We start from the raw sequence: 21,357 nt of genomic DNA, 5'->3' as shown, positions 1-21,357 counted from the left end.
GCCCAGGTGGCGGGCCATTTCTTCAGAACAGTATACGGAACGATGCTGTCCACCGGTGCAACCAAAGCTGATCATCAGGTTGGTAAAGCCTCGCTCAAGGTAGTTCTTTACAGCGTAATCGGTGAGGTTTCTGGTGTTTTCGAGAAAGTTTGTTACGCTTTCTTCCTTTTCCAGGAAGCGGATTACTTTTTCGTCCATTCCGGTTAACTCTCTGTATTCAGGATATCTGCCGGGGTTTGGCAAGGCGCGGCAGTCGAAAACAAATCCTCCGCCATTGCCCCACTCATCAGCCGGGATGCCGTTTTTGTAGACAGCCAAGGGTCGCAAGACACCAGCAGAACCGAAAAACACGGCAAAAACCGAAGCGGTGAAACCCGAATCGGTCGTAGAATTCAAGCCTTTGGTTGATGCGATTCCTGCAGAAGTGCACAACAAAGCAGCACCGGAGGAAAAGAAACGCGCAGAGGCGTCATCTATTCCTGCTGTTGAAAAGCCCAAACCAGCCCCCAAGCCGGAACTTCGGAAAGAAACACCGAAAGCGGCGCAACCTTCAAAGAGCAGTGGCTTCGTTCCGTTGGTGCTTGGTGGTGTGTTGGCCGGTGTGATCGGATATGCCGTTGCCACTTTGACCGCGCCTACAACCGATACCACGCTGCCCGAACAGATTGCTGCGCAGTCGTCCCAGATCAGCGCGTTGGAGCAACGCATCGCCGCCATGCCCGAGGTGGACCTGAGCGGCATTGAGGCCACGCAATCGGATTTGGCGGCACAGCTTTCCGATATTGCCGCGCGTGTCGCTGAGCTAGAGGAACGGCCCGCAGGCAGTGCTGTCTCGCAAGCGGCGGGCGAAGGTGTTGCGGATGAAATGGATGCGCTGCGTGCCCAGATCGCAGAAATGACAAATGCGGCCCAGACAGAGTTGGCAGAAGCACGCGCGCAAGCGGCCTCGATCGAGGAAAGCGCAGCAGCGGCAGCCCGCAGTGCAGCAGCCCGCGCCGCGTTTGCCCGTATACAGACTGCGCTCGAAAGTGGCGCACCCATCGGTGCGGCCCTCGGTGACCTCGAAGATGCACTGGGCGAAAGCGCGCCTGATGCATTGATCGCCGTGCAGGATGGCGTACCGACGCTTGCAAGCCTGCAGGATCAATTCCCCGATGTGGCCCGCGCTGCTTTGGCCACGGCCCGCAGTGAAGGCGTTTCAGGTGAGGAAACGACCGGCTTTGGCGCGTTTCTGCGCAACCAGTTCGATGTCCGCTCCACAACACCGCAGGAAGGCAACAGCGCCGATGCGATCCTGTCACGCGCCGAGGCCGCGGTGCGCAATGGCCGTTTGAACGATGCATTGGCCGAAATCAGTGCCCTGCCAGAAGTTGTCCGTGCCGAAATGTCGGATTGGGTGGCGCAGGCCGAAGCGCGCGTAGATGCAATTGCTGCTGTCGATATTCTTTCTACATCCCTTTCAGATAACTAAAGGCGAACCTCATGCTTTGGTCTCTTATCAAAATTCTGGCCTTTGTTCTTGCGGTCACGGCGCTGACTTACGGCGGGACGCAGTTGATGGAAGTCGATGGCGGCGCGACAGTCGATGTCGCGGGGCAGGAATTCACGCTCAGCCCGCTGCAGATGGCCTTTGCAATTGGCGCGCTGGTTGTTGCCGTCTGGCTGGGGTTAAAACTTCTGGCGCTTCTTGTAGCGACTTTCAAATTCCTTAACGGAGACGAGACCGCTATTTCCCGCTATTTCGACCGCAACCGCGAACGCAAGGGTTATGAGGCGCTAAGCGAGGGGATGATGGCTTTGGCATCTGGCGAAGGGCATCTGGCGATGACCAAGGCTGCACGCGCCGACAAATACCTTCAGCAACCGCAGTTGACGAACCTTCTCACGGCGCAAGCGGCCGAGATGACGGGTGATCGCAAGAAAGCGGAAGAAACCTACAAAAAGCTGTTGACCGATGACAAGACACGCTTTGTCGGGGTCCGCGGGATCATGAAGCAGAAACTGTCCGAAGGTGACACCGATACCGCGATGGCGCTTGCGCAAAAGGCCTTTGCTCTCAAGCCCAAGCACGAGGAAACACAGGATATCCTGTTACGCCTGCAAGCCGAGAAATCCGACTGGGCTGGTGCGCGCAAGACACTTGGAGCAAAGCTCAAGTCAGGAAGCTTGCCGCGCGATGTGCACAAGCGGCGCGATGCCGTTCTCGCTTTATCCGAGGCGCGAGACATTCTGGATGAAGGCAAGACGATAGAAGCGCGCGAGGCCGCGATCGAGGCGAACCGGTTGTCCCCCGATCTGATTCCTGCCGCCATCATGGCGGCGCGCAGCTATATCAGCGAAGGCAATGCGCGCTACGCGACACGTGTTCTGACCAAAGCCTGGAATGCGCACCCGCATCCCGATATCGCGGGCGCATTTGCCGAGATCGCACCCGATGAAACCAGTGAAGAGCGCGTGAAACGCTTTGCCAAGCTGACGAAAGCAACCGCTGATCACCCCGAGACAAAGATGCTGATGGCCGAATTGTATATCGCTGCCGAAGATTTCCCGGCAGCCAAGCGTGCGCTGGGCAACTTGGTTGAAAAACAGCCGACGGCCCGCAATCTCACGATCATGGCTGCCATCGAGCGTGGCGAGGGCGCCGACGATTCAGTCGTGCGCGGCTGGCTGACCAAAGCATTGACTGCACCTCGCGGCCCGCAATGGATTTGCGAAAACTGCCAGCACATCCATACCTCATGGGCCGCGACGTGCAACAATTGCGGGTCTTTTGATACGCTTGCGTGGAAAACGCCACCCGCGAGCGAAGTCGCGATGCCAGCCGGAACAGAGATGTTGCCCCTCATCGTCGGCAAATCGAACAAAGCGGACTTACCGTCAACCGAGGTGGTCGAAGAAGCGGTTGTCGTTGACGGAGAAGAGCCCAAATAGGCTCTTTTTCTGGATTTCACCCGGTGCTAGCAAAACGAAATGGTACGCTGCTTTAGCTCAACTTGGTAGAGCACGTCATTCGAAAAGAGCGGGTCCCCCCGAGAATGACTTGCAAAACCAAAGAGTTCGAGGCAAAGGAGAAGAACGAGTAGGGCCACAGTCGGCTCCAGAAAGCCCCATTAGCTCAGCTGGTAGAGCAGGTCCTTCGTAAGGACAAGGTCGGCGGTTCGAGTCCGTCATGGGGCACCATTTCTCTCGAAAAATCGTATACTTACAGAAGTTTTAAATAATCATGTCTGGCGCTTGGAATTCCAGATTGAGGAAAACCCTATGGCAGGCCAAAACTTCCGAAGAACCCCACGGTCTTGTTGAGCGCCTTTGGTCCATTAGCTGACGTTCTGTCAAGCTGTTGATCGCCTGATGGGTTGGAGCAGTCTTCGGCGTACGTGCCTGATGTGGCTATAGAATTTATCGTTGGATAAGTGCTACTGCTTGTGAATTCCTGATGTTCCTCTCAAGGGCGTTGGCAACCTTGTAAATGTCTCGCTCTCTTCATCACCGTTGTAATCCCGCCTCCAAGCGGCTATGTCCAGAGTATAAGATTTGTAGTTCTCTTTGGATCCGGCGCATCGCCTGCTGCAGAGAATTACAGTATTCTAACTTCACAATTCAGCTGTCATAATCCGTTTTGGGATTTGATATTTGGAAAAGTGTCGCCGGTATCGTGCGGGATTGCATCAATTGTGCTTTCTTACAACTGTTGTTGATGGCCCGGCACCCCGGTGCATTGCCAACGGGCATTGGCGCTTTTTTCAGAAGCAGAAGATAATTTAATGCGAAGCCACTGTTTCGCACTATCGCAATGCAAATCGACCCATCGGTTGATCAGATGGCCCGTTGGCGAGGCCGAACTACGGTCTGTCGATCATTGCACCTGTCAAATAGCTCTGGCGCAAGATCAGGCTAATTTAAACAAACGATGAACAGTGTGGCGGCGCTTTCTCCGTCAAAGGATCAAAAAATGACTGTCCCAGAATGGACGAAACCCGGTGCCTTTGGCGCTGTGGGCGGTGCAACTATCTTGAGTGTTCTCGGGTTTACCTGGGGTGGTTGGGTATGGCCAGAAGTTGAAATGGTCATAACCATTCTTTTCGTCTCAGTCAGTCTGCCGTTCCTTTATGCGTTGCCGACATCTGCGCAATCCATGCCTGAAAGCACCAGTGCACAGCGCTATGGTGACGGCTGGGATGTAATATCGATTACAGGCTCAATGGGACCGTCCAAAAGTCGAAGGGCATGTGCGTTTCCGACAACTAAATCTACAGCGTGGCAGAATTGGCTTCAACATGCGGAGCTGCAGAGACTTCTGCCATCCGTGCCGACAGACAAAAGGAATTACCGTGGAAACCAAACTCAAACCGGCAAATAGCATCCGACCTATCGTCAGGGTCGCGCAAGCGCCAGCATCGACTTCTATCGAACCCATGCAAGCGGGTTTAGGCACTCTTATACCCTCACCGCCGTCAGCAATTGTATACTGCGAGGGCAACTTCGCCAAAATCGATGGCAAGACCGCAAACGGTCTGGTCCGTCATTCAGAAGTATATCGCATCCTGTCCATCATCGACAGTACGCATAGCGGACAAGACAGTGGCCTTGTTCTTGAAGATGCGGCGAACGATATACCGATCTTCGAAAATCTGGATACCGCTATTGCCGATCAAGTCGCGATCCCCGACACGCTCATCTATGGGATGGCTCCGTCAACAGGGAGGCTGTCACTCGAACATCGCAGCGTTATCCTGCAAGCGATCTCGCTGGGCATGAATATCGTCAGTGGTTTGCATGAGTTTCTAAGCGACGACGCCGAAATTGCCAACGCAGCGTCTGAGCATGGGGTCTCTATCCGAGATATACGCAAACCCAAACCCAGCAAAGACCTGAAGCTATTCGACGGCAGTGTCGCGGATGTCGATGCGTTACGCATTGCCGTGTTGGGAACCGATTGTGCGATCGGAAAGCGGACAACAGCAACAGTTTTAGCGGCGGTCCTGAACGCGAAAGGTATTAAGACCGTGCTTGTCGGTACGGGTCAGACAGGTTTGATGCAGGGCGCGAAATACGGCGTTGCAATGGACGCCGTGCCGTCCCAGTTCTGCTGTGGTGAGCTTGAAGTCGCCATTGTTGCCGCCTCCGAAGCTGAAAACCCCGATGTCATCCTGATCGAGGGTCAAGGCGCGCTAAGCCACCCGGCCTTTTGCACATCCGCCTTTATTCTGCGCGGCAGCCAGCCAGATGCCGTTATCCTCCAGCATGCGCCCAAACGCACCCATCGCTGCGATTTTCCCAATTTGCCGATGCCGACACCTGAGAGTGAAATTGCCCTGATCGAGGCATTCGCCGATACGAAGGTCATCGGCGTCACGCTGAATCATGAAGGGATGTCAGAGGCTGAAATTACCGAAGCCATTACATCACAGTCTCAAAAACTTGGAATACCTGTGACCGATGCCTTGAGCCGACCAACCGCGCATTTGCTTGCGATGATCATTGCGGCCTATCCCGGATTGCAGGAAAACGTGCCCGCAGCAGCGGTATGACATCCCCTCGTATCGAAGTGGATCTGAGGAAGATACGCCACAACACACAGGCGCTTGTTGGACGGCTGAAAGAACGGGGAATAAATGTGACTGGCGTGACCAAAGCTGTATGCGGGCATCCAGCCATCGCTCAGGCGATGCTGGATGGTGGTTGTATAGGTCTCGCAGAGGCACGTCTAAGCAATGTGCAACGGCTGCGAAAAGGAGGCATTGCTTGCCCAATCACTTTGATCCGCACACCGATGCTCAGCCAGGTCGATGAAATCGTCCAATTGTGTGAAGCGAGTTACAACACAGAGATTGTCGTTATTGCCGGTCTGGCTGCGGCCGCAATCCGAGAGAACACAGTTCACGGTATCGTCCTGATGGTGGAGATGGGTGATGCACGTGAAGGAATATTGCCCGAGAATCTTGGCGACGTTGCGCAACAAGTTGCGCGTATGCCGGGCGTCGCGTTGAAAGGCGTCGGTGCCAACTTTGCCTGTTTAAGCGGAATGGCCCCAACTGCTGCTCAAATGGTGGTGCTCTCCAGCCTTTCGAATGAAATGGAGACGCTGTGTGGCCCCTTCAATCAAACTGTGTCCGGCGGCAACTCGGCAAATTTGCCTTGGGCGCTCGGAAAACGATCTAGGGGTTGCATCAATGATCTGAGGCTGGGGGAAGCAATACTGCTCGGCGTGGACCCGATTACCGGAGAACACATTGACGGGATGCATACGGATGCCTTTGTGCTTGTCGCCGAAGTCATTGAAACAGATGCAAGGCCTGCGCCACCCGCCATTGTTCTGGTCGGTCCGGCATTGGCAAGATTTCAGCATGTCTCGACTAGTGAAATCAATACGCGCTTGATCTTCGCCATCGGGCAGCAGGACACGGACATTCAGGGGCTTTCAATGCCTCCCGGAAGCACACTGATCGGCGCAACAAGCGATCATCTAGTCATCAGCATGAACCGCTCACCGCTGAGGGTCGGCGCCGAAATGCGATTCCAGATGAATTACAAGGCGTTGATGCATGCAATGGCCGCCCCCGATATCCAGACAGAACTACTGCATGACCAACCCTCAAAATGGTCGCAAAAAATCCAAAGCAAGACCGACCATCTAACTCTGGTATAGGTCGCCTTTGACTTGCCGACCTGAAATCATAAAAGGAGACTGACCAATGGCGAAGCTAACAAAATCCACAGTGTTCAAAGCTAATCACTCCAAACCGGAAACCACGATGGACAAGACGACGCGTGTTGTCAGGAAAATGGTCGACGAAGACGCGGAAAAACGACAAGTTAAGATCACGCGCTTGCGCAACGCCCGTCTGGAAAGAGAAGCGAACACGCCACGTCAAACGACCGCAGCAGCACAACAAAAACGTCCTTCCAAAACGGTTAAGAAGCGATGATATGTTCATCGACAGTCCCATGCGACCTAAGGATTTTTCATGATGACCTCAGACGAAAACACAGAAAAAGTTCACTACATTTGCCAGACATATGTGGAAAACAAAGCCGTGAATGACGGTCAACCGAAGTTGAAAATCGACAAGCAATTTCAGTACTCCACGGCATCGCAAGCACAAGGCCGTGCAGAACGGGAAGCAAATTCAGAAAGCTGCGTTGGTGCTGATGCCTACATGGTAAGCGAGGATTTGACGTCTGGCGAAGTTGGATTGCCAAACTTTCTTGTAAGGATTGGCAATGTCCCCGATTTTGAAGCTTCTTGAGTTTCCATTGTTCAGCAACGGATCAAACTTAGGCAGTTTTGTCATCGCGGGACCGATCCATCTGCCAGTGTTGGATGAAAGTTGGATTGTTGGCTATCGCTAAAGCTTGGTCAAAATTTTCTGAATTCTCTACTGCGGCTAATATCAGAACTTTTTGACCAACTCTGATGCGATCAAAGTTAACCACGTCAATCTGCAAGGAAGCTGCCAACGATAATGCCATCTTGTCCTTCAATCAAAATCATGCCGCCCACTTCATCGGGTGCGGAAATGGTTGGATCATAGCCAAATAACATGCCTTCGGCGACAGCGCTGGTATTCGCGCCTGTAACGGAAACTATCGCGCCGTCGTTTCGGGTTATGATGAAGCCCTCAGAAAAACGGTTCTCTGTAATTGTCATGCCAGTCACTGCAATTTCGTCAATCGGGGCCGAGGTTGTCTTTCCGGTCGCCATATCCGTAGCAGTGAAGCCGTTCAACCTGACATCCACCGAGCCGATCCCTGAAAAGTTGGCTTCAACGGTGCTTTTGCCTTGCAAGGAAAATCCTTGGCTCGCGGTTACGATAAGAGCTTCGGATTGACCTGAGTATAGCACTGAACCACTTGTCGGCATAACGGACGGTGTGGTGCTGATTCCGACAATGCCGGTGCTACTGTAGCTGACATCATCTACCGAATAGCTTTGATCAAACGCTGTTGAATACGCGTAGTTGTTTGGCATCGCTTGCGTTGACAGGTTTGATTGACCATCCGTCAGATTGCCAGAATTATCGAAACCGTCATTGTCTTTGAGAATATAGGTACCGTCTGTGACCGTTGTCTCACCGGTATTTTGATCTTTACTGCCTGAAAGGACAAGTATCTGAAGTTCACCAGTCTTTCCGTTTGAACGAATGGACACCCCGCCCAAGTTACTGATTGTTTCTCCCTGTGCTTGTAAACTTACATATGAGGTAGCCAGATCGACAGTGTCGGGGCTATCACCCCCGCTCCCGCAAGCAGAAAGCACCAGTGCAAAGCAGTTTGTTCCAAGCCAAGCGAAAGTGTTTTTCATTTTACGCTCCTGCATCACCCGAAAATAAAATCATCGACCGACAATTGAGCAGCGTTGAGATCAAAGAAAGTGATCGTGGTCCTCTCAGCACTGAACACCGCACCATCCACACCCTCACGAACAAACGAGAGCAAGTTCGCAGGATCTACATTTGAAAATTCGGAAAGATGGATTTTGTCTATACCGGGTTGAAAATCGGTCCCGGTTGCGACTGATGAGTACCCAGATGGCCCAAATACGATATCTTCAACATTGAACGCTGCAATAATGTCGTTTCCATCATTGGGTTTGAATACAAACGTATCTGCACCAAGGCCTCCCATCAAAAAATCGTCGCCTGGCCCCCCGATCAGGGTATCTGGTCCACCGAGAAAACTATCAGCATCACCCCGCAAAACATCGTTTCCATCACCACCATCAATGGTGTCAGCTTGAAAACCTCCCAAAAGAAGGTCGCTGTCAGGGCCACCATGGATGGTGTTGATACCAGAAAAAGCATGAACCGCATCATGACCACGACCTGCGCTGATCGTGTTATTCCCAAGCCCGCTGGTGATTAAGTCGTCGCCACGACCGCCATAAAGGGAATCGTTTCCTTGTCCGGCCTCGATAATGTCATCGCCATCACCACCCCAGATCATATCATTTCCATGACCGCCATACAGAGTATCGTTATCGATACCGCCTGCGATCATGTCGTTTCCCAATCCGCCAAAGATCGTATCATTGCCCGAGTTACCGTCGATCACATCATTTCCAGGACTGCCGTGCATCACCTGCGTCCCAGAAGAACTCGGGTTGTCTGGGTTGCTTTTGGAGCCAAAGATATGGGCTGCAGATTTGTCTCCGCTGTCAGCAAAGACTTCTTCACCAGCCGGGTTCCAGTTTAAATTTAGATCATTTTCGCGGTGTTGGTAAAAACCATGTGGCACAAAATTGTGCGGATTTTCGTATGACACTGTTTCTGCTGACCGTAGCATTTGCAGTGCGTCCTGTTTCAAGAAATGGCGTTCCTCTCCAATCAGGCCAGAAGTACCATTCCCAAGATCGCGTGCGCCTTCGAGGGCGTAGAAAATGTCTTGCCCTATAGCAAGAAAATACTGAGAACCCAGATTTTCAGACATAAACTCTGGATGTTCGACCTCGATTACACGGACCTCGACTATTCCGCCGCCAGGTAGCTCGATGCTCTGCGGCAAATTAGTCAAATCTATTTCGACATCCTCAATCAGGATATGGTCTGAGGTAGGATCAAAATCATCAAGCCGGCCAACGATAGGAGAGTGATTTTGCTTAATGTTCTTGAACTGAAATGTATCCTGCCCATGCCCGCCATAAGCGTGATGGCTTTGGTGGCCGATCGCATCAGGGATTTTGGTGACATCGAGAATAAGCCAGTCATCCCCTTCGGCGGCAAACATATGGATCTGGCCCCCGTTCGGAACAGAGCCTTCCAAGATGTCGTCCCCATCAAGTCCGACCAATCCAACACCCGCGTGCCACTGTATGCTAAGGTCACGATGGTGGATAAGGTGATCGTTTTGGGAACTGCCTATGATCTTGTCTGTCGTGAAATCATCCCGGATCGTCTTGTCAGGTGTTGGTTGCGCATGGCTCATCAAAATTTCCTACCGTGCAACTGTCAGCCCTTGTGGTGGCTCAGGACATTAAGAGAAGTCGTTTCGATATGCTCAGTGATCGCTGGTCCGCCATCACTGAGCAACGTGAACCTCCGGCAGGCTTATGCGCCTGCGCATCAGTGCTCCGTCAGAAACGAGGCTCAGCTATGATAACGGTGGAAGTGGGGTCTTTTTGTTGAAAGGTGTCCAAAAATGATGTTTCCACTCACAACTGGTCACCGCTTTTGCACCAGTGACGAGCTGCCGCATCCCAGATGCACATCTTTAGCCACAGCGACCTGCAGAACCGATTGGAGTGATGTCTAACTAAGCGTCTAAAATCTTTCGGATTTTAGATGCAAGTTCCGCGCGTCGATACGGTTTGTTCAAAAGTTCGACCTTAGGATCAAGCCGTCCATTATGAATCAAAGTATTTTCCGTGTGCCCGGATGTGTAGAGCACCTTAAGCGTGGGCCGAAATTCTTTTGCAGAATTTGCGATTTGCTGCCCATTTATGCCCCCTGGCAAAACAATGTCAGTGAAGAGTAGATCAATATCCAGTCGTTCACGCAGGATTTTGATGGCAGTATCGCCCTCTGTGGCCGTAATCACCTTGTAACCTAGATCAGAAAGCTGTGCACTAAGTTGCTCCAAGATCAAATTATCGTCTTCAATAACGAGGATGGTTTCTTGACCGCCAAGTATTAAAGTCTCTTGGTTGCTAACCTGTGGAGCGGGCTCCTTGCCGGAAAACCGGGGGAAGTACATTTTTACTGTCGTGCCATGTCCCGGTTCGGAATTGATCTTGAGATGACCACCGGTCTGTTTGACAAAGCCATAGACCATGCTCAATCCCAATCCAGTACCTTTACCGACTGTTTTGGTCGTAAAGAAGGGTTCAACTACACGGCCGATTTGATCGTGTTGAATGCCCTGTCCCGTATCTTTGACAGCGAGAACGACGTATTCTCCCGGTTCCAGACCAGGTTCTGCTGAAACGTCATGCCCGTTTAACGATATGTTCTTCGTTTCAATCGTCAGAACGCCACCGTTTGGCATCGCATCCCGCGAATTGATCGCTAGGTTAAGCAGCGCATTTTCAAGCTGACCTACGTCTAACTCTACATTCCATAAGCCGCCGCTCTGCCTGAATTGGATTTCGACATCCTCGCTCAAAGTGCGCTGAAGTAGTCTGTCGACCTTCGAAATAAGCCCGTTCAAGTCAACCACTTTAGGGCGTAGGGTCTGTTTTCTGGAGAACGACAAAAGACGGGAAGTCAACTCGGCCGCACGATCCGCCGCTATTGCGGTCAGGTCAGCATGTTTGCGTAATGGATGATCTTCGTCCATTTCGTCCTGCAAGCGTTCGATGTTCCCGATTATGATCGTCAAGAGATTGTTAAAGTCATGCGCCACGCCTCCGGTCAGGTGCCCTATTGCCTCCAGCTTTTGCGACTGCCTCAATTGATCTTCCAACGCCAAGCGTTCTGAAACATCGGTAATCTTGCCGAGAATGCGCACCGTGCCACCCTCTTCATCACGAATATTGAAGGCCTGATCATCAACAGTGGCCCAAGTGCCGTCAGTGCGACGAAGACGGTAACGCTCTTGGATTCCCTCTGTTTCTCCAGCTGCCAAGCGGTGCAAGGCTTCGTCCACACGGTCTTTGTCGTCGGGATGAATGTTTGCCCGCAGATAGGTTGACTGGGTCTTGTCTGGACCGGTTGTCTGCCCGATAATCTCAGAAAGCCCGTCACTCCACCATTGCCGACCATCGATGATGTTCCACTCCCAGATGGCATGCCCGGCGGCCGCTGCTATCATCCGGAATCTTGCTTCGGATACACGCAATGCCTCGTCTGCATTCCTACGCTCTGTAATGTCACGCTGGATCGAGACAAAATGCGTGAATTGACCTCTATCATCAGTAATTGGCGCAATATCAATTTCTTGCCAATATTCTTCGCCAGATTTCCTGTAATTTATCACTTCAACCTGAACCGGCTTGAATTCCGCCACTGCATTCCGGATCCTGTCAAGTTCGGGACGCTGGGTCTTTGGCCCTTGCAGCATGCGTGGTGTCTGGCCGATGGCTTCTTCGCGCGTATATCCCGTGCGCCGCTCGAAAGCTTTGTTGACATAGACGATCTTTGAGAGGTCAAAGTCGTCAGAACCTCCAATATCCGTAATGATAATGGTGTCGTTAAGGTTCGCGACCGCCGCTTCGAGAAGACGCAACTGCTCTTGTTCCTGACGACGCTCCGTTACGTCCCGAAAGAAAACCGACAGCCCCTCATCCGATGGGAAAGCGGCCACATCGAACCACCTTTCCAAGTCTCCAGAATATGACACAAATCGTTGGGTTTTACCTGTGGCAACTGCTTGCCGACAAAATTGTCCAAAGTCGGCTTCTTCGGATTTCGGGAATACCTCCCAAACAAGTCGACCCAAAAGGTCAGGCTGATCAATGGACAGCATTTGTGAAGCTTTCGAATTGACCAAACTGAACCGCCAATCCGGATCCAATGTAAAGAATCCATCTTGGATACTCTCGAATGTTTGCAGCAGCTTGTCCGACAGTTCCTCGGCTTGCCGACGTGTCTCCACCAACTCGCTGATGTCCTGCAATGCACCTTGGACTGCGATGATCTTGCCGGTTTCATCCCGGACCGGCTCTCCTAATGAACGCACTTTGACCCGGTTTCCTTTGGCGGTCAAAATGGTGCGGACATTGTCAAAAGGAATGCCATCCTTGGCGCATGCCTCGAAGACTTCCCTTGCCGCCTGCTGGTCTTCCGGAGCAAAGTAGTTGATGCCCCCCTCAAAGCTTGGTTGCGAACCGGGCGGCAGTTCGTGAATGGATGCGGCACCTTTTGTCCAGAACACCCTGTCATCTTCAAGACAGACCCGCCAACCACCCAGTTTGACTGCGCGACCAGCAATCTCCAGAAGTTTCTCGGACTCTTCGGCCCTTTGGCGCATTTTAACCAGTTCGGTGATGTCCTGTAGTGCGCCATTAAGAGCGATAATCTGACCTCCGTCGTCGCGTTCAGCCTCGCAGGTCATACGCACACTTAACCTGCGGTCCTTGGCAGTGATAAGTTCAAGTATCTCGTTGCAAGGTTCGCCATACGTAAGGCAATATCTGAATTTCCCTGCGATGCGATCTCGATGGGCTGGCGCATAATAGGACATGCTTTCAGCCATACTCAGAGTCCGCCGGTCTGGTTCGTCATAGATTTGCGCTGTTTGGGATGATCGATCTATCTGGTCAGCTTTTACGTCATAACGCCATACGCCAAACAGCGCCGAATTTCCCGCAATTTCAAGAAGTCTGTTCGTCCGTTTCAACGCGCGCGTCGTTTCGACACCTTCAGTTATGTTCTGCACGACACCACTGAGAATTGGCCCGTTCGCTGTGTCAGTTCTTTCGGCCGTGCCATGCACGTGGACAATGCGGTCGTCTGGATGACTGACCTGATGAGAAAAGGCAAAGCGCTTATTTTTCGAGGCTAAGAAATCCGTGAAACTGGTGCGCATGGCTGCGCGATCATCAGGATGTATCAATGCCAGATAGTCTTCGAGACTGTGGCCAGAGTCACGTTGGTCGATGCCATACATATCGTTGACATTGTGCGACCAATAGAACCGGTCGTCGTCAATGACATAATCCCAAGTTCCAATGTCGAGAAGGTGTTGTGCCGTGCGCAGCCTTTTCGCGAGTTCTGCCAAACGAAGGTTGTCGACTTTGAGCGCGTCAGCATGGCTGGCAAAATCTAGCAAAGCAGGTTGAAAAAGCACATGTTTGGAAACTTGAGAAACAGTCCCTTTCGCTTTGACTGCTTCAGTCACATCCAGCATGCGCAATATAAGATGAAGCGGGGCTCCATCTGCACCCGTCACCAGACTAACGCACATCGCCCAAAAACATTCCTGCATGCTGTCTGCGGCATTTTCCAAAGGCTGCAAAATGCACTCTACGTCCAGCATTTCCGTCTTGCGATCGACCACGGCGCGTTCGATAGCAAGACGCAGTTTGGCATATGTTTTATCTTTGGGCTGATGCGGAAGCACATCAAAGAGATTGCACCCTAAAACCTTCTCGCGATGCAGCCCAAGCGACCGAAGATAAGCATCACTGACCCCGACGATGTCGTGGCGATCCAAAGAAAATACCAGATACATGCCCGGTATCGCGTTGAACATTTTCTGGAACTGACGCGCAAGTGCGTCGCTTGATTGCCGTGCTGCCTTTTCACCGGCCAGCGCCTTGTTCGCGACCTGCTCGGCAATGACCAGACGTGAAACATCCCTCGCTGTGATCAGCTTTGCGGGCCTACCATCAAACTCCAGAGTTTGGCCCGTAATGTCGACAAAAACCAGCTCACCGTTCTTCAGAGTGTGACGCCAGACGCCCGCTTCATCACGACCGTCCGTTCGCTTGGTCACATGTGTTAGTAATGCGGCTTGGTCTTCTTGTGGGCGGATATCCGCAATCGTCATCGCAAGGAATTCCTCGCGGGTATAGCCATACTTCAATATCGCAGCTTCGTTGACCGCCAAAAAGCGCAACGTATCCACATCGTAGACCCACATAGGGTCAGGATGAGACAGAAACAGGATGTCGTTCGACATATTCATTTTGTGGCGTCCCGCGGATCAAGATATTTGGGCAGTCTTGCACAGGGCCACAGCGTCGACAATCAAGTTGGCGTCAGGCGTAAGCGGCATTCTCTCTTGCCAAGGACAAATGCCGTATTTGCACATGCGCAAAGCATGTATCGTGGCTCTCGATCACTAAGCGGCTTCGGCCTTCCAGTCGTCACCAGATAAGGTGCGACACAAGCGTTCTACAGCAGTTTGAGACATCTTGGTTGGATCAAACACGCGGTCAACCGTGTATTGTGACATGATAGCCCGCTTGATCTGTGTGGTCTCAATCATGTGCATGCTCCATTCCAGAAATTGGCGTTGAACGATGTCGCCAGCACTGATGATCCGAATATCCCCATGACGGTCATCTTGCATGATCCGCATGAAGCACTGCGCAACACATGTTCGACTGCCTTCAAGCAATTGCAGGAAATGTTGTTCATCTACGACCAAGGCACCGGTGATCCTATCACGCACGTTATTGGAACGTGACGCCCGCAATATACTGTCGATTGTATTGGCCGTGGTTCCTTTGTGAAAAGACGCATAAATGAGTCGGGTCAGTTGCATATTGTTTCCTCTGAAGTTGTTTCGCAGCTGAACGCAGTGGCAAGCCGGATCAAGGCTCTCCGCTTGCCCGGCAGGTCGTATCGTTTGACGATCCCTACTCTGGGTCTATCAACGCGAGGTATGGCGTCAATCTGCGCAACCGGTCGCCGTAAACCTCAACTTCGGTCAGGGCGTCATGTTTTTCCGAGCATAGGTATTTGTCTCCGAGCTGCCAATCGGCCGGCGTGGCGACACCTAACTGATCCATGGCCTGCAACGCATCGATTGCGCGCAGCATTTCATCCGTACTGCGGCCAATGTAAATCGGATACTCGAAAATCATTCGGATTTTCATCTGTGGATCAAGGATAAATGATTTCCTGATCGGCCAAGATGTCGACTCCTTTTCGTGAATCATCCCGAAAACCTGGGCGAGCGCCTGGTTTCGATCATCGACTGTCGGAAAATCGATGCTAGAGCCAAAAATATTGAATATTTCGTCATGCCATCTGTTCTGATCCTCTATCGCAGACTGCGTGAAGCCAAGAAGTTTGACATTGCGGGCAGTGAAGTCTTCTTTCGCGTCCGCCAGAGAAACCATTTCTGTCGTGCTTACCGGTGTGAATGCTGCAGGGTGGCTAAAAATAAATGACCAATGCCCTTCGGCCCAATCAAAAAAATTCAATCGCCCCTCTGTTGTCGTGGCTTCGAAATTCGGGAAAATGTCACCAATTTGAGGCAACCACTTTACTTTTTTTCTATACGCAAGAGGAAGAAATATCCGTTCTCCATTCGTTCCACGACCTGCAAAGAATTGCATCGACATACTTTTACCCCTGATTGATCAGTAACGCTTGGGCATCATCCTAGGAAGATTATGGCGGCGGAAGTTTGATGGTTTTGTCTAAAGATGTTAAAAGCCGGGACATCTTTGGCCTTTCTTGCAGGGCTGTTCATTCAGTCAACGCATAGCCGCGACCATGAATTGTTCGAATGCGCAGCAGTGGTCGGTCATTTTCAAACAACTTCTTACGCAACCTACTGATCAATCCATCGACAGCACGGCTGGGGTTTGATGTGCGTAGGCAGGTACGTTCATATATATCAGCTCGACTCAAGACGACATTCTTGTTGTCAGCCAGAATAGCCAGAACATCAAATTCCAGAGTTGTCAGATTAACCGGTTCCCCATCCAAGCCGATCACGGACCGGCTTGATCTGTACAGGGCATACCCATGAAAGTGAATACCGCACTCCCTGAACTCGTCGACCCGATCTTCAAGATCTTCGTTGACCTTGCGACCACGCCTCAGAACCGCCCGCGCTCTGGCAACAAGTTCACGTTGGTTGAAAGGTTTGTTGATATAGTCATCAGCTCCTAATTCCAGGCCGATAATTCGATCTACCTCATCGCCGGAACCTGTCATGATGATTATGCCGAACGCTGACGTCTTACTTACTTCTTGAGCGAATTCCATGCCATTACCATCCGGCAAGCGGACATCTACAATCAACAGATCGAAATTTTTGCGGCGCAGCGCAATACGCGCATCCACGAGCGTTTCGGCAGTTTCCACCAGAAATCTTGCAGCGCTCATGTTGAACACGATCAACTCAAGAATGTCTGGATCGTCCTCGATAACCAAGATCGAAGCAGTCGCGGGAGGAACAAGGTCTTGCAAAGGTAGTCTCTATTCTGCTGAAGTGTACTAGGAATATTGAGTGCAGTACGTTGAGCATAATGCATATGCTGCCGCCTGCGCATTGCCCTTTAAGTGCGGGCAAATGTGCTAAGTACTACGAATAAACTGACGGGAATCACTAACAGTTTGGACATTACCAGTTGTAACTGGGAAGGTCATACCGAATCATTCGTGCGATTCCAAGGACGTGTCTAAATTTGTGTGATGGCTTCTCTGGAAATCACCGCTGGCGGACCGCTTTCAGATATAACAAAGACTGACTACCCGACACACAAAACAGGTCGGGTCCCCGCATTTGCCATGCTTTTGGTGTTTCAAATCGACGCTGCGCATGCAGCACCAACGTGGCGAGATGCGCAGGCCATCGTCAGCACAGGTGTCATCCGGCTGGATGCATCAGTCACCAGCGTTATTCCGCAGCAGACCACCAGTTGCCGACGCCATCCACTTTGGGGCGACTGCGACGACATGGTAATGCCCATTGATGTGGCCGCTGTACTTCTTCGAGCGGGCATCTTGATGCTCCTAATCGCCAGCCCTTTTTCATGTAATACCGAAGGATAAATCCACTGCATTACTGCGGAATTTGTTATAAAAGCAGGCCAGTGAAACACATGACAGCGACGGATTACATATGCGCGTTCTTCTAACCGGTGGTGCAGGCTACATCGGAAGCCACACCTTGCTGAAGCTGCTCAGGCAAGGGCACGAGGCTCTTGTGCTCGATAACTTTTCGAACAGCTCACCCAGGGCTCTCGGGCGGGTCAAGCAGTTGGCGCAGGCCGATTTCGAAGTGCGCGAAGGCAGCATCTGCGACGCTGAACGCCTTGATCAGGTGTTTGCAGAGTTCAGGCCAGAGGCCGTGATTCACTTTGCGGGCCTCAAGGCCGTTGGCGAATCCAACGAAAAGCCCCTGCACTATTACGCCCAGAATGTTTCGGGCAGCATCACCTTGCTGGCAGCCATGCAGAAACACGACTGCCGGCAGATGGTCTTTTCGTCCTCTGCCACCGTTTACGGGGACGCGGCCTATCTGCCCTATGATGAAGCACATCCATTGCAGCCGACCAATCCCTACGGCCGCACAAAGCTTTTCATTGAAGAAATCATCCGCGATTGGGCCGCTTCATGGCCTGATGCAAGTGCCGTACTGCTAAGGTATTTCAATCCGGTTGGCGCGGACCCGTCTGGTCAAATCGGAGAAGACCCGCAAGCGATACCCAACAATCTTGTGCCATACATCGCGCAAGTCGCGGTTGGCCGGTTGCCCTTTCTAAGTATCTTTGGCGGCGACTACGACACCCGCGACGGGACAGGTGAGCGTGACTATATCCATGTCGAGGATCTGGCAGCAGCACATCTTGCCGCTGTCAGTTTTGGCCACAGCCAAACAGGTTGCGAAGCAATCAATATCGGGACCGGGCACGGCACAACGGTGCTTGAATTGCTCCGGGCTTTTGAAAGGGCCTCGGGTCGGAAAGTACCGCACAAGATCGTCGCAGAGCGCGCAGGCGACGTCGCGCGCAGTTTCGCGTCGGTCACGAAGGCCAGAACCTTGCTGGGATGGCAGGCTGAACGCAATTTGGACGATATGTGCCATTCCACATGGAACTGGCAATCGCGCAATCCTGACGGCTATGACGCCTAGGTCTCAGGATTGCGGCACGCCACGATGCGGCAATTCAAGCGTAAAAAACAAGCCTTCTGCCTGACACCACAGATGACAACTATTGCTTCGACAAAGTCAGACCGTGCATATGTCAACGGCAATCTTGATCTGGCGGCTTGGGGCTTCATCCCAAAAGGATACGCTTTACGTGTTCGACGCCGTCCACGACCAGCATTCGATCATCGTGCGCTTCGACATTCAAACGCACAACCGGTTCGGTGTTGGAGCTGCGCAGGTTGAAGCGCCATTCGCCCAAATCAAAACTGCTCCCGTCCATCTCATCGATAGCTCGCGCTTTGGGCGCAAACTCTGTCCGGACCCGCGCAATTGCAGCCTTTGGATCGTCCAGTGTGAAATTGATCTCGCCGGACGAGGGAAAGGCCGCTTTGCGGTCGGCGACCAGATCCGCGAGTGGGCCATGGCGACAGACGAGTTCTGCCACGAGGAGCCAAGGGATCATACCGCTGTCGCAGAAGACGAAGTCACGGAAGTAGTGATGTGCGGACATCTCTCCACCGTAGACCGCATTTTCGTCTCGCATGGCATGCTTGATGAAAGCATGGCCCGTCCGCGACTGGACCGCGCGTCCACCCGCCTTGGAAACAATGTCCTGCGTGTTCCAGATAATCCGCGGATCATGGATGACGGTCGCGGCAGGATCTTTGGCAAGGAACGCCTCGGCAAGCAAACCTACGACGTATTCTCCATCAATAAAGGTGCCTGCGTGATCGAAAAAGAAACAGCGATCAAAGTCGCCATCCCACGCTACGCCAAAATCCGCCCCCGCATCCCGAACAGCCTGAGCCGTAGCGGGGCGATTCTCAGCCAGTAGGGGATTGGGTATCCCCTGTGGGAAAGTGCCGTCAGGCTCATGAAAGATGCGTTCAAACGCCAAGGGCGCGCCACTTGTGGATAAATAGTCTGCGATGGCATCAAAAGTTGGCCCGGCGGTTCCGTGGCCCGCGTTGACAAGCACCTTGATCGGCTTCAGCGCAGTTATATCAACGAATTGGCAGACCCGCGCGACATAGGCAGTGCGGGCCTCGTCGGAGACATTTACGACAGAACCGGGCGTCGCGTTGTCCTGAAACGCGTCCGCTTCCGCACTTTCCCTGATGCGTGCCAATCCGGTCGCGGCGTCCAGCGGCGCAGAGCCTGCCCGCACCATTTTCATACCATTATAGTCCATCGGATTGTGCGACGCCGTCACACATATTCCGCCATCTGCACCAAAGTGACTGACCGCGAAATACATTTCTTCTGTACCACAGAGCCCGAGATCAAGAACCTTGCAGCCTTGATCGATCAGTCCGCGCGTGACGCTCTTGGCCAACCCCTCTGACGAGGCGCGTATGTCGCGTCCGATTACAACCGTCCGCGCGTTGAGTGTCTGCGCAAAGCCGCGCGCAATTCTGTAAGCAATGGCTTCATCAAGGTCGACCCCCAGACGGCCGCGAATATCATAGGCCGTAAAGCAGCTCAGCCCGCTCATCCTTTCGCCCCTTGGCCGCGCGCGTAAACATCTTCGTAACGAATGATGTCATCCTCTCCCAGATAGCTGCCGGTCTGCACTTCGATCAGCGTCAACGGCACTTTGCCCGGATTTTCCATGCGGTGCACCGCACCAAGCGGGATGTAGACCGACTGGTTTTCGCTGATGAGCTTCACCTCGTCGTCCACGGTTACCTTGGCTGTCCCCGCGACAACGATCCAGTGTTCAGCGCGGTGATGGTGGCTTTGCAGTGAAAGGGCAGCTCCGGGATGGACGACAATGCGCTTGACCTGAAAACGGGTGCCAATCACGAGCGATTCATACCACCCCCAAGGGCGGTAATCGCGCGGGAGGGTTTCGGCCTGACTGACGCCCTTGGCCTTGAGTGCTGCGACGGCACTCTTGACCTCTTGTGCACGATCTTTGTGGGCTACCAAAACAGCGTCGGGCATGGCGACGGCAATAATGTCCTTCAGGCCTATGCCGACAAGCTGTTGCCCTTCGCTGGTCGCATGCAAAAGCGTGTCCGTACAGTCGAGAGCAGTAGCTTGTCCGCGCAACGCAACGCCGGCATGATCCGGCGCGGTTTCGCGCCAGACTGCCTGCCAGTCGCCCAGATCGGACCATGCGCCGCCATAAGGCACAACCATCAGGTTCGCAGCGCGCTCCATGACAGCATAATCGATCGAGATATCTTCAAGCGCGAGCCATGCCGCTGTATCGAGACGGGTGAACGACAGGTCTTTCTGGGCTGCATCAAAGGCGGCGCGTGTCGCCATCAGGGTATCGGGTGCATGTCGTGCAAATGCATCAAGGATCGTAGTGGTTGAAAAGAGGAAGATGCCCGCATTCCACAGATGCATCTGGCCCGCCTGCAGACGCTCGGCCGTGGCAAGATCGGGCTTTTCGACGAAACTCTTGAGAACTTGTGGTACGGGCTCGAACTCCGCATCGGGTGCTTGTGAAAGCTCAAGCCAGCCATAACCGGTTTCGGGGCGGTCGGGACGGATGCCAAAAGTGACAAGCTGTCCAGCCTCGGCAGCAGGTGTCGCTGCATGTACCGCAGCGCGAAAACGGGCAGCGTCGGGGATCACGTGGTCGGATGGCGCGACCAGCATCAATGCATCAGGCGCGCGCGCATGCAATGCAAGTGCGGCAGCACAAATCGCCGCTGCGGTGTTTTTCGCGGAAGGCTCGATCAGAATGTCGGCCGGGATCATTTCCAAAGCGGCGAGCTGTTCGATGACGATGAAACGGAAATCCGAAGCGGTGACGATGGAAGGCGCTGCAAAACCGTCACCTGAAAGGCGCCGCGCCGACGCCTGATACAGGCTTTCTTCGCCCGTCAGCTTGACGAATTGTTTGGG

At 52.8% G+C, this 21,357-nt stretch carries 17 protein-coding genes, 1 tRNA gene and 1 pseudogene; 10 read left to right on the top strand and 9 right to left on the bottom strand.

What is annotated here, in order from left to right; all coding sequences use genetic code 11:
• A pseudogene (locus tag R6T97_RS13230) lies at positions 1 to 624 on the bottom strand (hypothetical protein); the annotation flags it as partial.
• A gap of 1 nt (position 625) precedes the next feature.
• On the opposite strand from R6T97_RS13230, the gene R6T97_RS13225 reads away from it, so the two are divergent.
• The 8 genes from R6T97_RS13225 (at position 626) to R6T97_RS13190 (ending at position 7,250) form a co-directional block, all read left to right on the top strand.
• The gene (locus R6T97_RS13225; RefSeq protein ID WP_410349767.1) at positions 626 to 1,471 is read left to right on the top strand and encodes a COG4223 family protein; all 846 of its coding nucleotides are present in this window, start codon (positions 626 to 628) and stop codon (positions 1,469 to 1,471) included.
• An 11-nt stretch (positions 1,472 to 1,482) separates the two neighbouring features.
• The gene (locus R6T97_RS13220; RefSeq protein ID WP_410349766.1) at positions 1,483 to 2,931 is read left to right on the top strand and encodes a heme biosynthesis protein HemY; all 1,449 of its coding nucleotides are present in this window, start codon (positions 1,483 to 1,485) and stop codon (positions 2,929 to 2,931) included.
• A gap of 173 nt (positions 2,932 to 3,104) precedes the next feature.
• Positions 3,105 to 3,180: transfer RNA gene (locus R6T97_RS13215), tRNA-Thr, on the top strand.
• Between the two features lie 772 nt (positions 3,181 to 3,952).
• The gene (locus R6T97_RS13210; RefSeq protein WP_410349765.1) at positions 3,953 to 4,360 is read left to right on the top strand and encodes a hypothetical protein; all 408 of its coding nucleotides are present in this window, start codon (positions 3,953 to 3,955) and stop codon (positions 4,358 to 4,360) included.
• Positions 4,332 to 5,531, top strand: a complete 1,200-nt coding sequence (locus tag R6T97_RS13205; protein ID WP_410349764.1) for a DUF1611 domain-containing protein — start codon at positions 4,332 to 4,334, stop codon at positions 5,529 to 5,531. The genes R6T97_RS13210 and R6T97_RS13205 overlap by 29 nt, the downstream gene beginning before the upstream one ends.
• Positions 5,528 to 6,649, top strand: coding sequence for an alanine/ornithine racemase family PLP-dependent enzyme (locus tag R6T97_RS13200; RefSeq protein ID WP_410349763.1), 1,122 nt, complete (start codon positions 5,528 to 5,530; stop codon positions 6,647 to 6,649). Before R6T97_RS13205 ends, R6T97_RS13200 begins: the two co-directional genes overlap by 4 nt.
• A gap of 46 nt (positions 6,650 to 6,695) precedes the next feature.
• Positions 6,696 to 6,929: a hypothetical protein gene (locus R6T97_RS13195; protein ID WP_410349762.1), complete on the top strand. Its 234-nt coding sequence runs from the start codon at positions 6,696 to 6,698 to the stop codon at positions 6,927 to 6,929.
• 39 nt (positions 6,930 to 6,968) lie between these two features.
• A complete protein-coding gene (locus R6T97_RS13190) occupies positions 6,969 to 7,250 on the top strand; it encodes a hypothetical protein (protein ID WP_410349761.1) in 282 nt (93 codons plus the stop codon).
• A gap of 188 nt (positions 7,251 to 7,438) precedes the next feature.
• Here R6T97_RS13190 and R6T97_RS13185 read toward each other — a convergent pair whose 3' ends face one another.
• The 6 genes from R6T97_RS13185 to R6T97_RS13160 all read right to left on the bottom strand — a co-directional run bounded on the left by R6T97_RS13185 (position 7,439) and on the right by R6T97_RS13160 (position 16,808).
• Entirely contained in the window at positions 7,439 to 8,305 is an 867-nt protein-coding gene (locus R6T97_RS13185) for a hypothetical protein (RefSeq protein WP_410349760.1), read from the bottom strand.
• 14 nt (positions 8,306 to 8,319) lie between these two features.
• Positions 8,320 to 9,924 carry a calcium-binding protein gene (locus R6T97_RS13180; RefSeq protein WP_410349759.1) on the bottom strand — a complete coding sequence of 535 codons (1,605 nt, stop codon included), beginning with the start codon at positions 9,922 to 9,924 and terminating at the stop codon, positions 8,320 to 8,322.
• A 327-nt stretch (positions 9,925 to 10,251) separates the two neighbouring features.
• A complete protein-coding gene (locus tag R6T97_RS13175; RefSeq protein WP_410349758.1) occupies positions 10,252 to 14,565 on the bottom strand; it encodes a PAS domain S-box protein in 4,314 nt (1,437 codons plus the stop codon).
• A 156-nt stretch (positions 14,566 to 14,721) separates the two neighbouring features.
• Entirely contained in the window at positions 14,722 to 15,147 is a 426-nt protein-coding gene (locus R6T97_RS13170; RefSeq protein WP_410349757.1) for a BLUF domain-containing protein, read from the bottom strand.
• Positions 15,148 to 15,241: 94 nt separating this feature from the next.
• Positions 15,242 to 15,952: a redoxin domain-containing protein gene (locus tag R6T97_RS13165; RefSeq protein WP_410349756.1), complete on the bottom strand. Its 711-nt coding sequence runs from the start codon at positions 15,950 to 15,952 to the stop codon at positions 15,242 to 15,244.
• A 127-nt stretch (positions 15,953 to 16,079) separates the two neighbouring features.
• Complete coding sequence (locus R6T97_RS13160; protein WP_410349755.1) at positions 16,080 to 16,808, bottom strand: response regulator transcription factor; 729 nt, start codon at positions 16,806 to 16,808, stop codon at positions 16,080 to 16,082.
• Between the two features lie 225 nt (positions 16,809 to 17,033).
• On the opposite strand from R6T97_RS13160, the gene R6T97_RS13155 reads away from it, so the two are divergent.
• Entirely contained in the window at positions 17,034 to 17,393 is a 360-nt protein-coding gene (locus tag R6T97_RS13155; RefSeq protein WP_410349754.1) for a hypothetical protein, read from the top strand.
• A gap of 70 nt (positions 17,394 to 17,463) precedes the next feature.
• Positions 17,464 to 18,477 (top strand): UDP-glucose 4-epimerase GalE, encoded by a 1,014-nt coding sequence (gene galE / locus R6T97_RS13150; protein ID WP_410349753.1) that lies wholly within the window; start codon positions 17,464 to 17,466, stop codon positions 18,475 to 18,477.
• 145 nt (positions 18,478 to 18,622) lie between these two features.
• Here galE and R6T97_RS13145 read toward each other — a convergent pair whose 3' ends face one another.
• Positions 18,623 to 19,990, bottom strand: a complete 1,368-nt coding sequence (locus tag R6T97_RS13145; protein WP_410349752.1) for a phosphomannomutase — start codon at positions 19,988 to 19,990, stop codon at positions 18,623 to 18,625.
• On the bottom strand, positions 19,987 to 21,357 hold a 1,371-nt coding region (locus R6T97_RS13140; RefSeq protein ID WP_410349751.1), incomplete at its 5' end, for a mannose-1-phosphate guanylyltransferase/mannose-6-phosphate isomerase. The genes R6T97_RS13140 and R6T97_RS13145, both read right to left, overlap by 4 nt.

The organism is Yoonia sp. (assembly GCF_046498525.1).
Taxonomy (GTDB): domain Bacteria; phylum Pseudomonadota; class Alphaproteobacteria; order Rhodobacterales; family Rhodobacteraceae; genus Yoonia.
This window is presented reverse-complemented; position numbering and strand designations above follow the sequence as displayed.

Coding starts and splice junctions, on each gene's coding strand:
- R6T97_RS13155 (WP_410349754.1), top strand. CDS start 17,034: ATGGCTTCTCTGGAAATCACCGCTGGCGGACCGCTTTCAGATATAACA.
- R6T97_RS13180 (WP_410349759.1), bottom strand. CDS start 9,924: ATGAGCCATGCGCAACCAACACCTGACAAGACGATCCGGGATGATTTC.
- R6T97_RS13200 (WP_410349763.1), top strand. CDS start 5,528: ATGACATCCCCTCGTATCGAAGTGGATCTGAGGAAGATACGCCACAAC.
- galE (WP_410349753.1), top strand. CDS start 17,464: ATGCGCGTTCTTCTAACCGGTGGTGCAGGCTACATCGGAAGCCACACC.
- R6T97_RS13175 (WP_410349758.1), bottom strand. CDS start 14,565: ATGAATATGTCGAACGACATCCTGTTTCTGTCTCATCCTGACCCTATG.
- R6T97_RS13195 (WP_410349762.1), top strand. CDS start 6,696: ATGGCGAAGCTAACAAAATCCACAGTGTTCAAAGCTAATCACTCCAAA.
- R6T97_RS13190 (WP_410349761.1), top strand. CDS start 6,969: ATGATGACCTCAGACGAAAACACAGAAAAAGTTCACTACATTTGCCAG.
- R6T97_RS13170 (WP_410349757.1), bottom strand. CDS start 15,147: ATGCAACTGACCCGACTCATTTATGCGTCTTTTCACAAAGGAACCACG.
- R6T97_RS13220 (WP_410349766.1), top strand. CDS start 1,483: ATGCTTTGGTCTCTTATCAAAATTCTGGCCTTTGTTCTTGCGGTCACG.
- R6T97_RS13165 (WP_410349756.1), bottom strand. CDS start 15,952: ATGTCGATGCAATTCTTTGCAGGTCGTGGAACGAATGGAGAACGGATA.
- R6T97_RS13210 (WP_410349765.1), top strand. CDS start 3,953: ATGACTGTCCCAGAATGGACGAAACCCGGTGCCTTTGGCGCTGTGGGC.
- R6T97_RS13145 (WP_410349752.1), bottom strand. CDS start 19,990: ATGAGCGGGCTGAGCTGCTTTACGGCCTATGATATTCGCGGCCGTCTG.
- R6T97_RS13185 (WP_410349760.1), bottom strand. CDS start 8,305: ATGAAAAACACTTTCGCTTGGCTTGGAACAAACTGCTTTGCACTGGTG.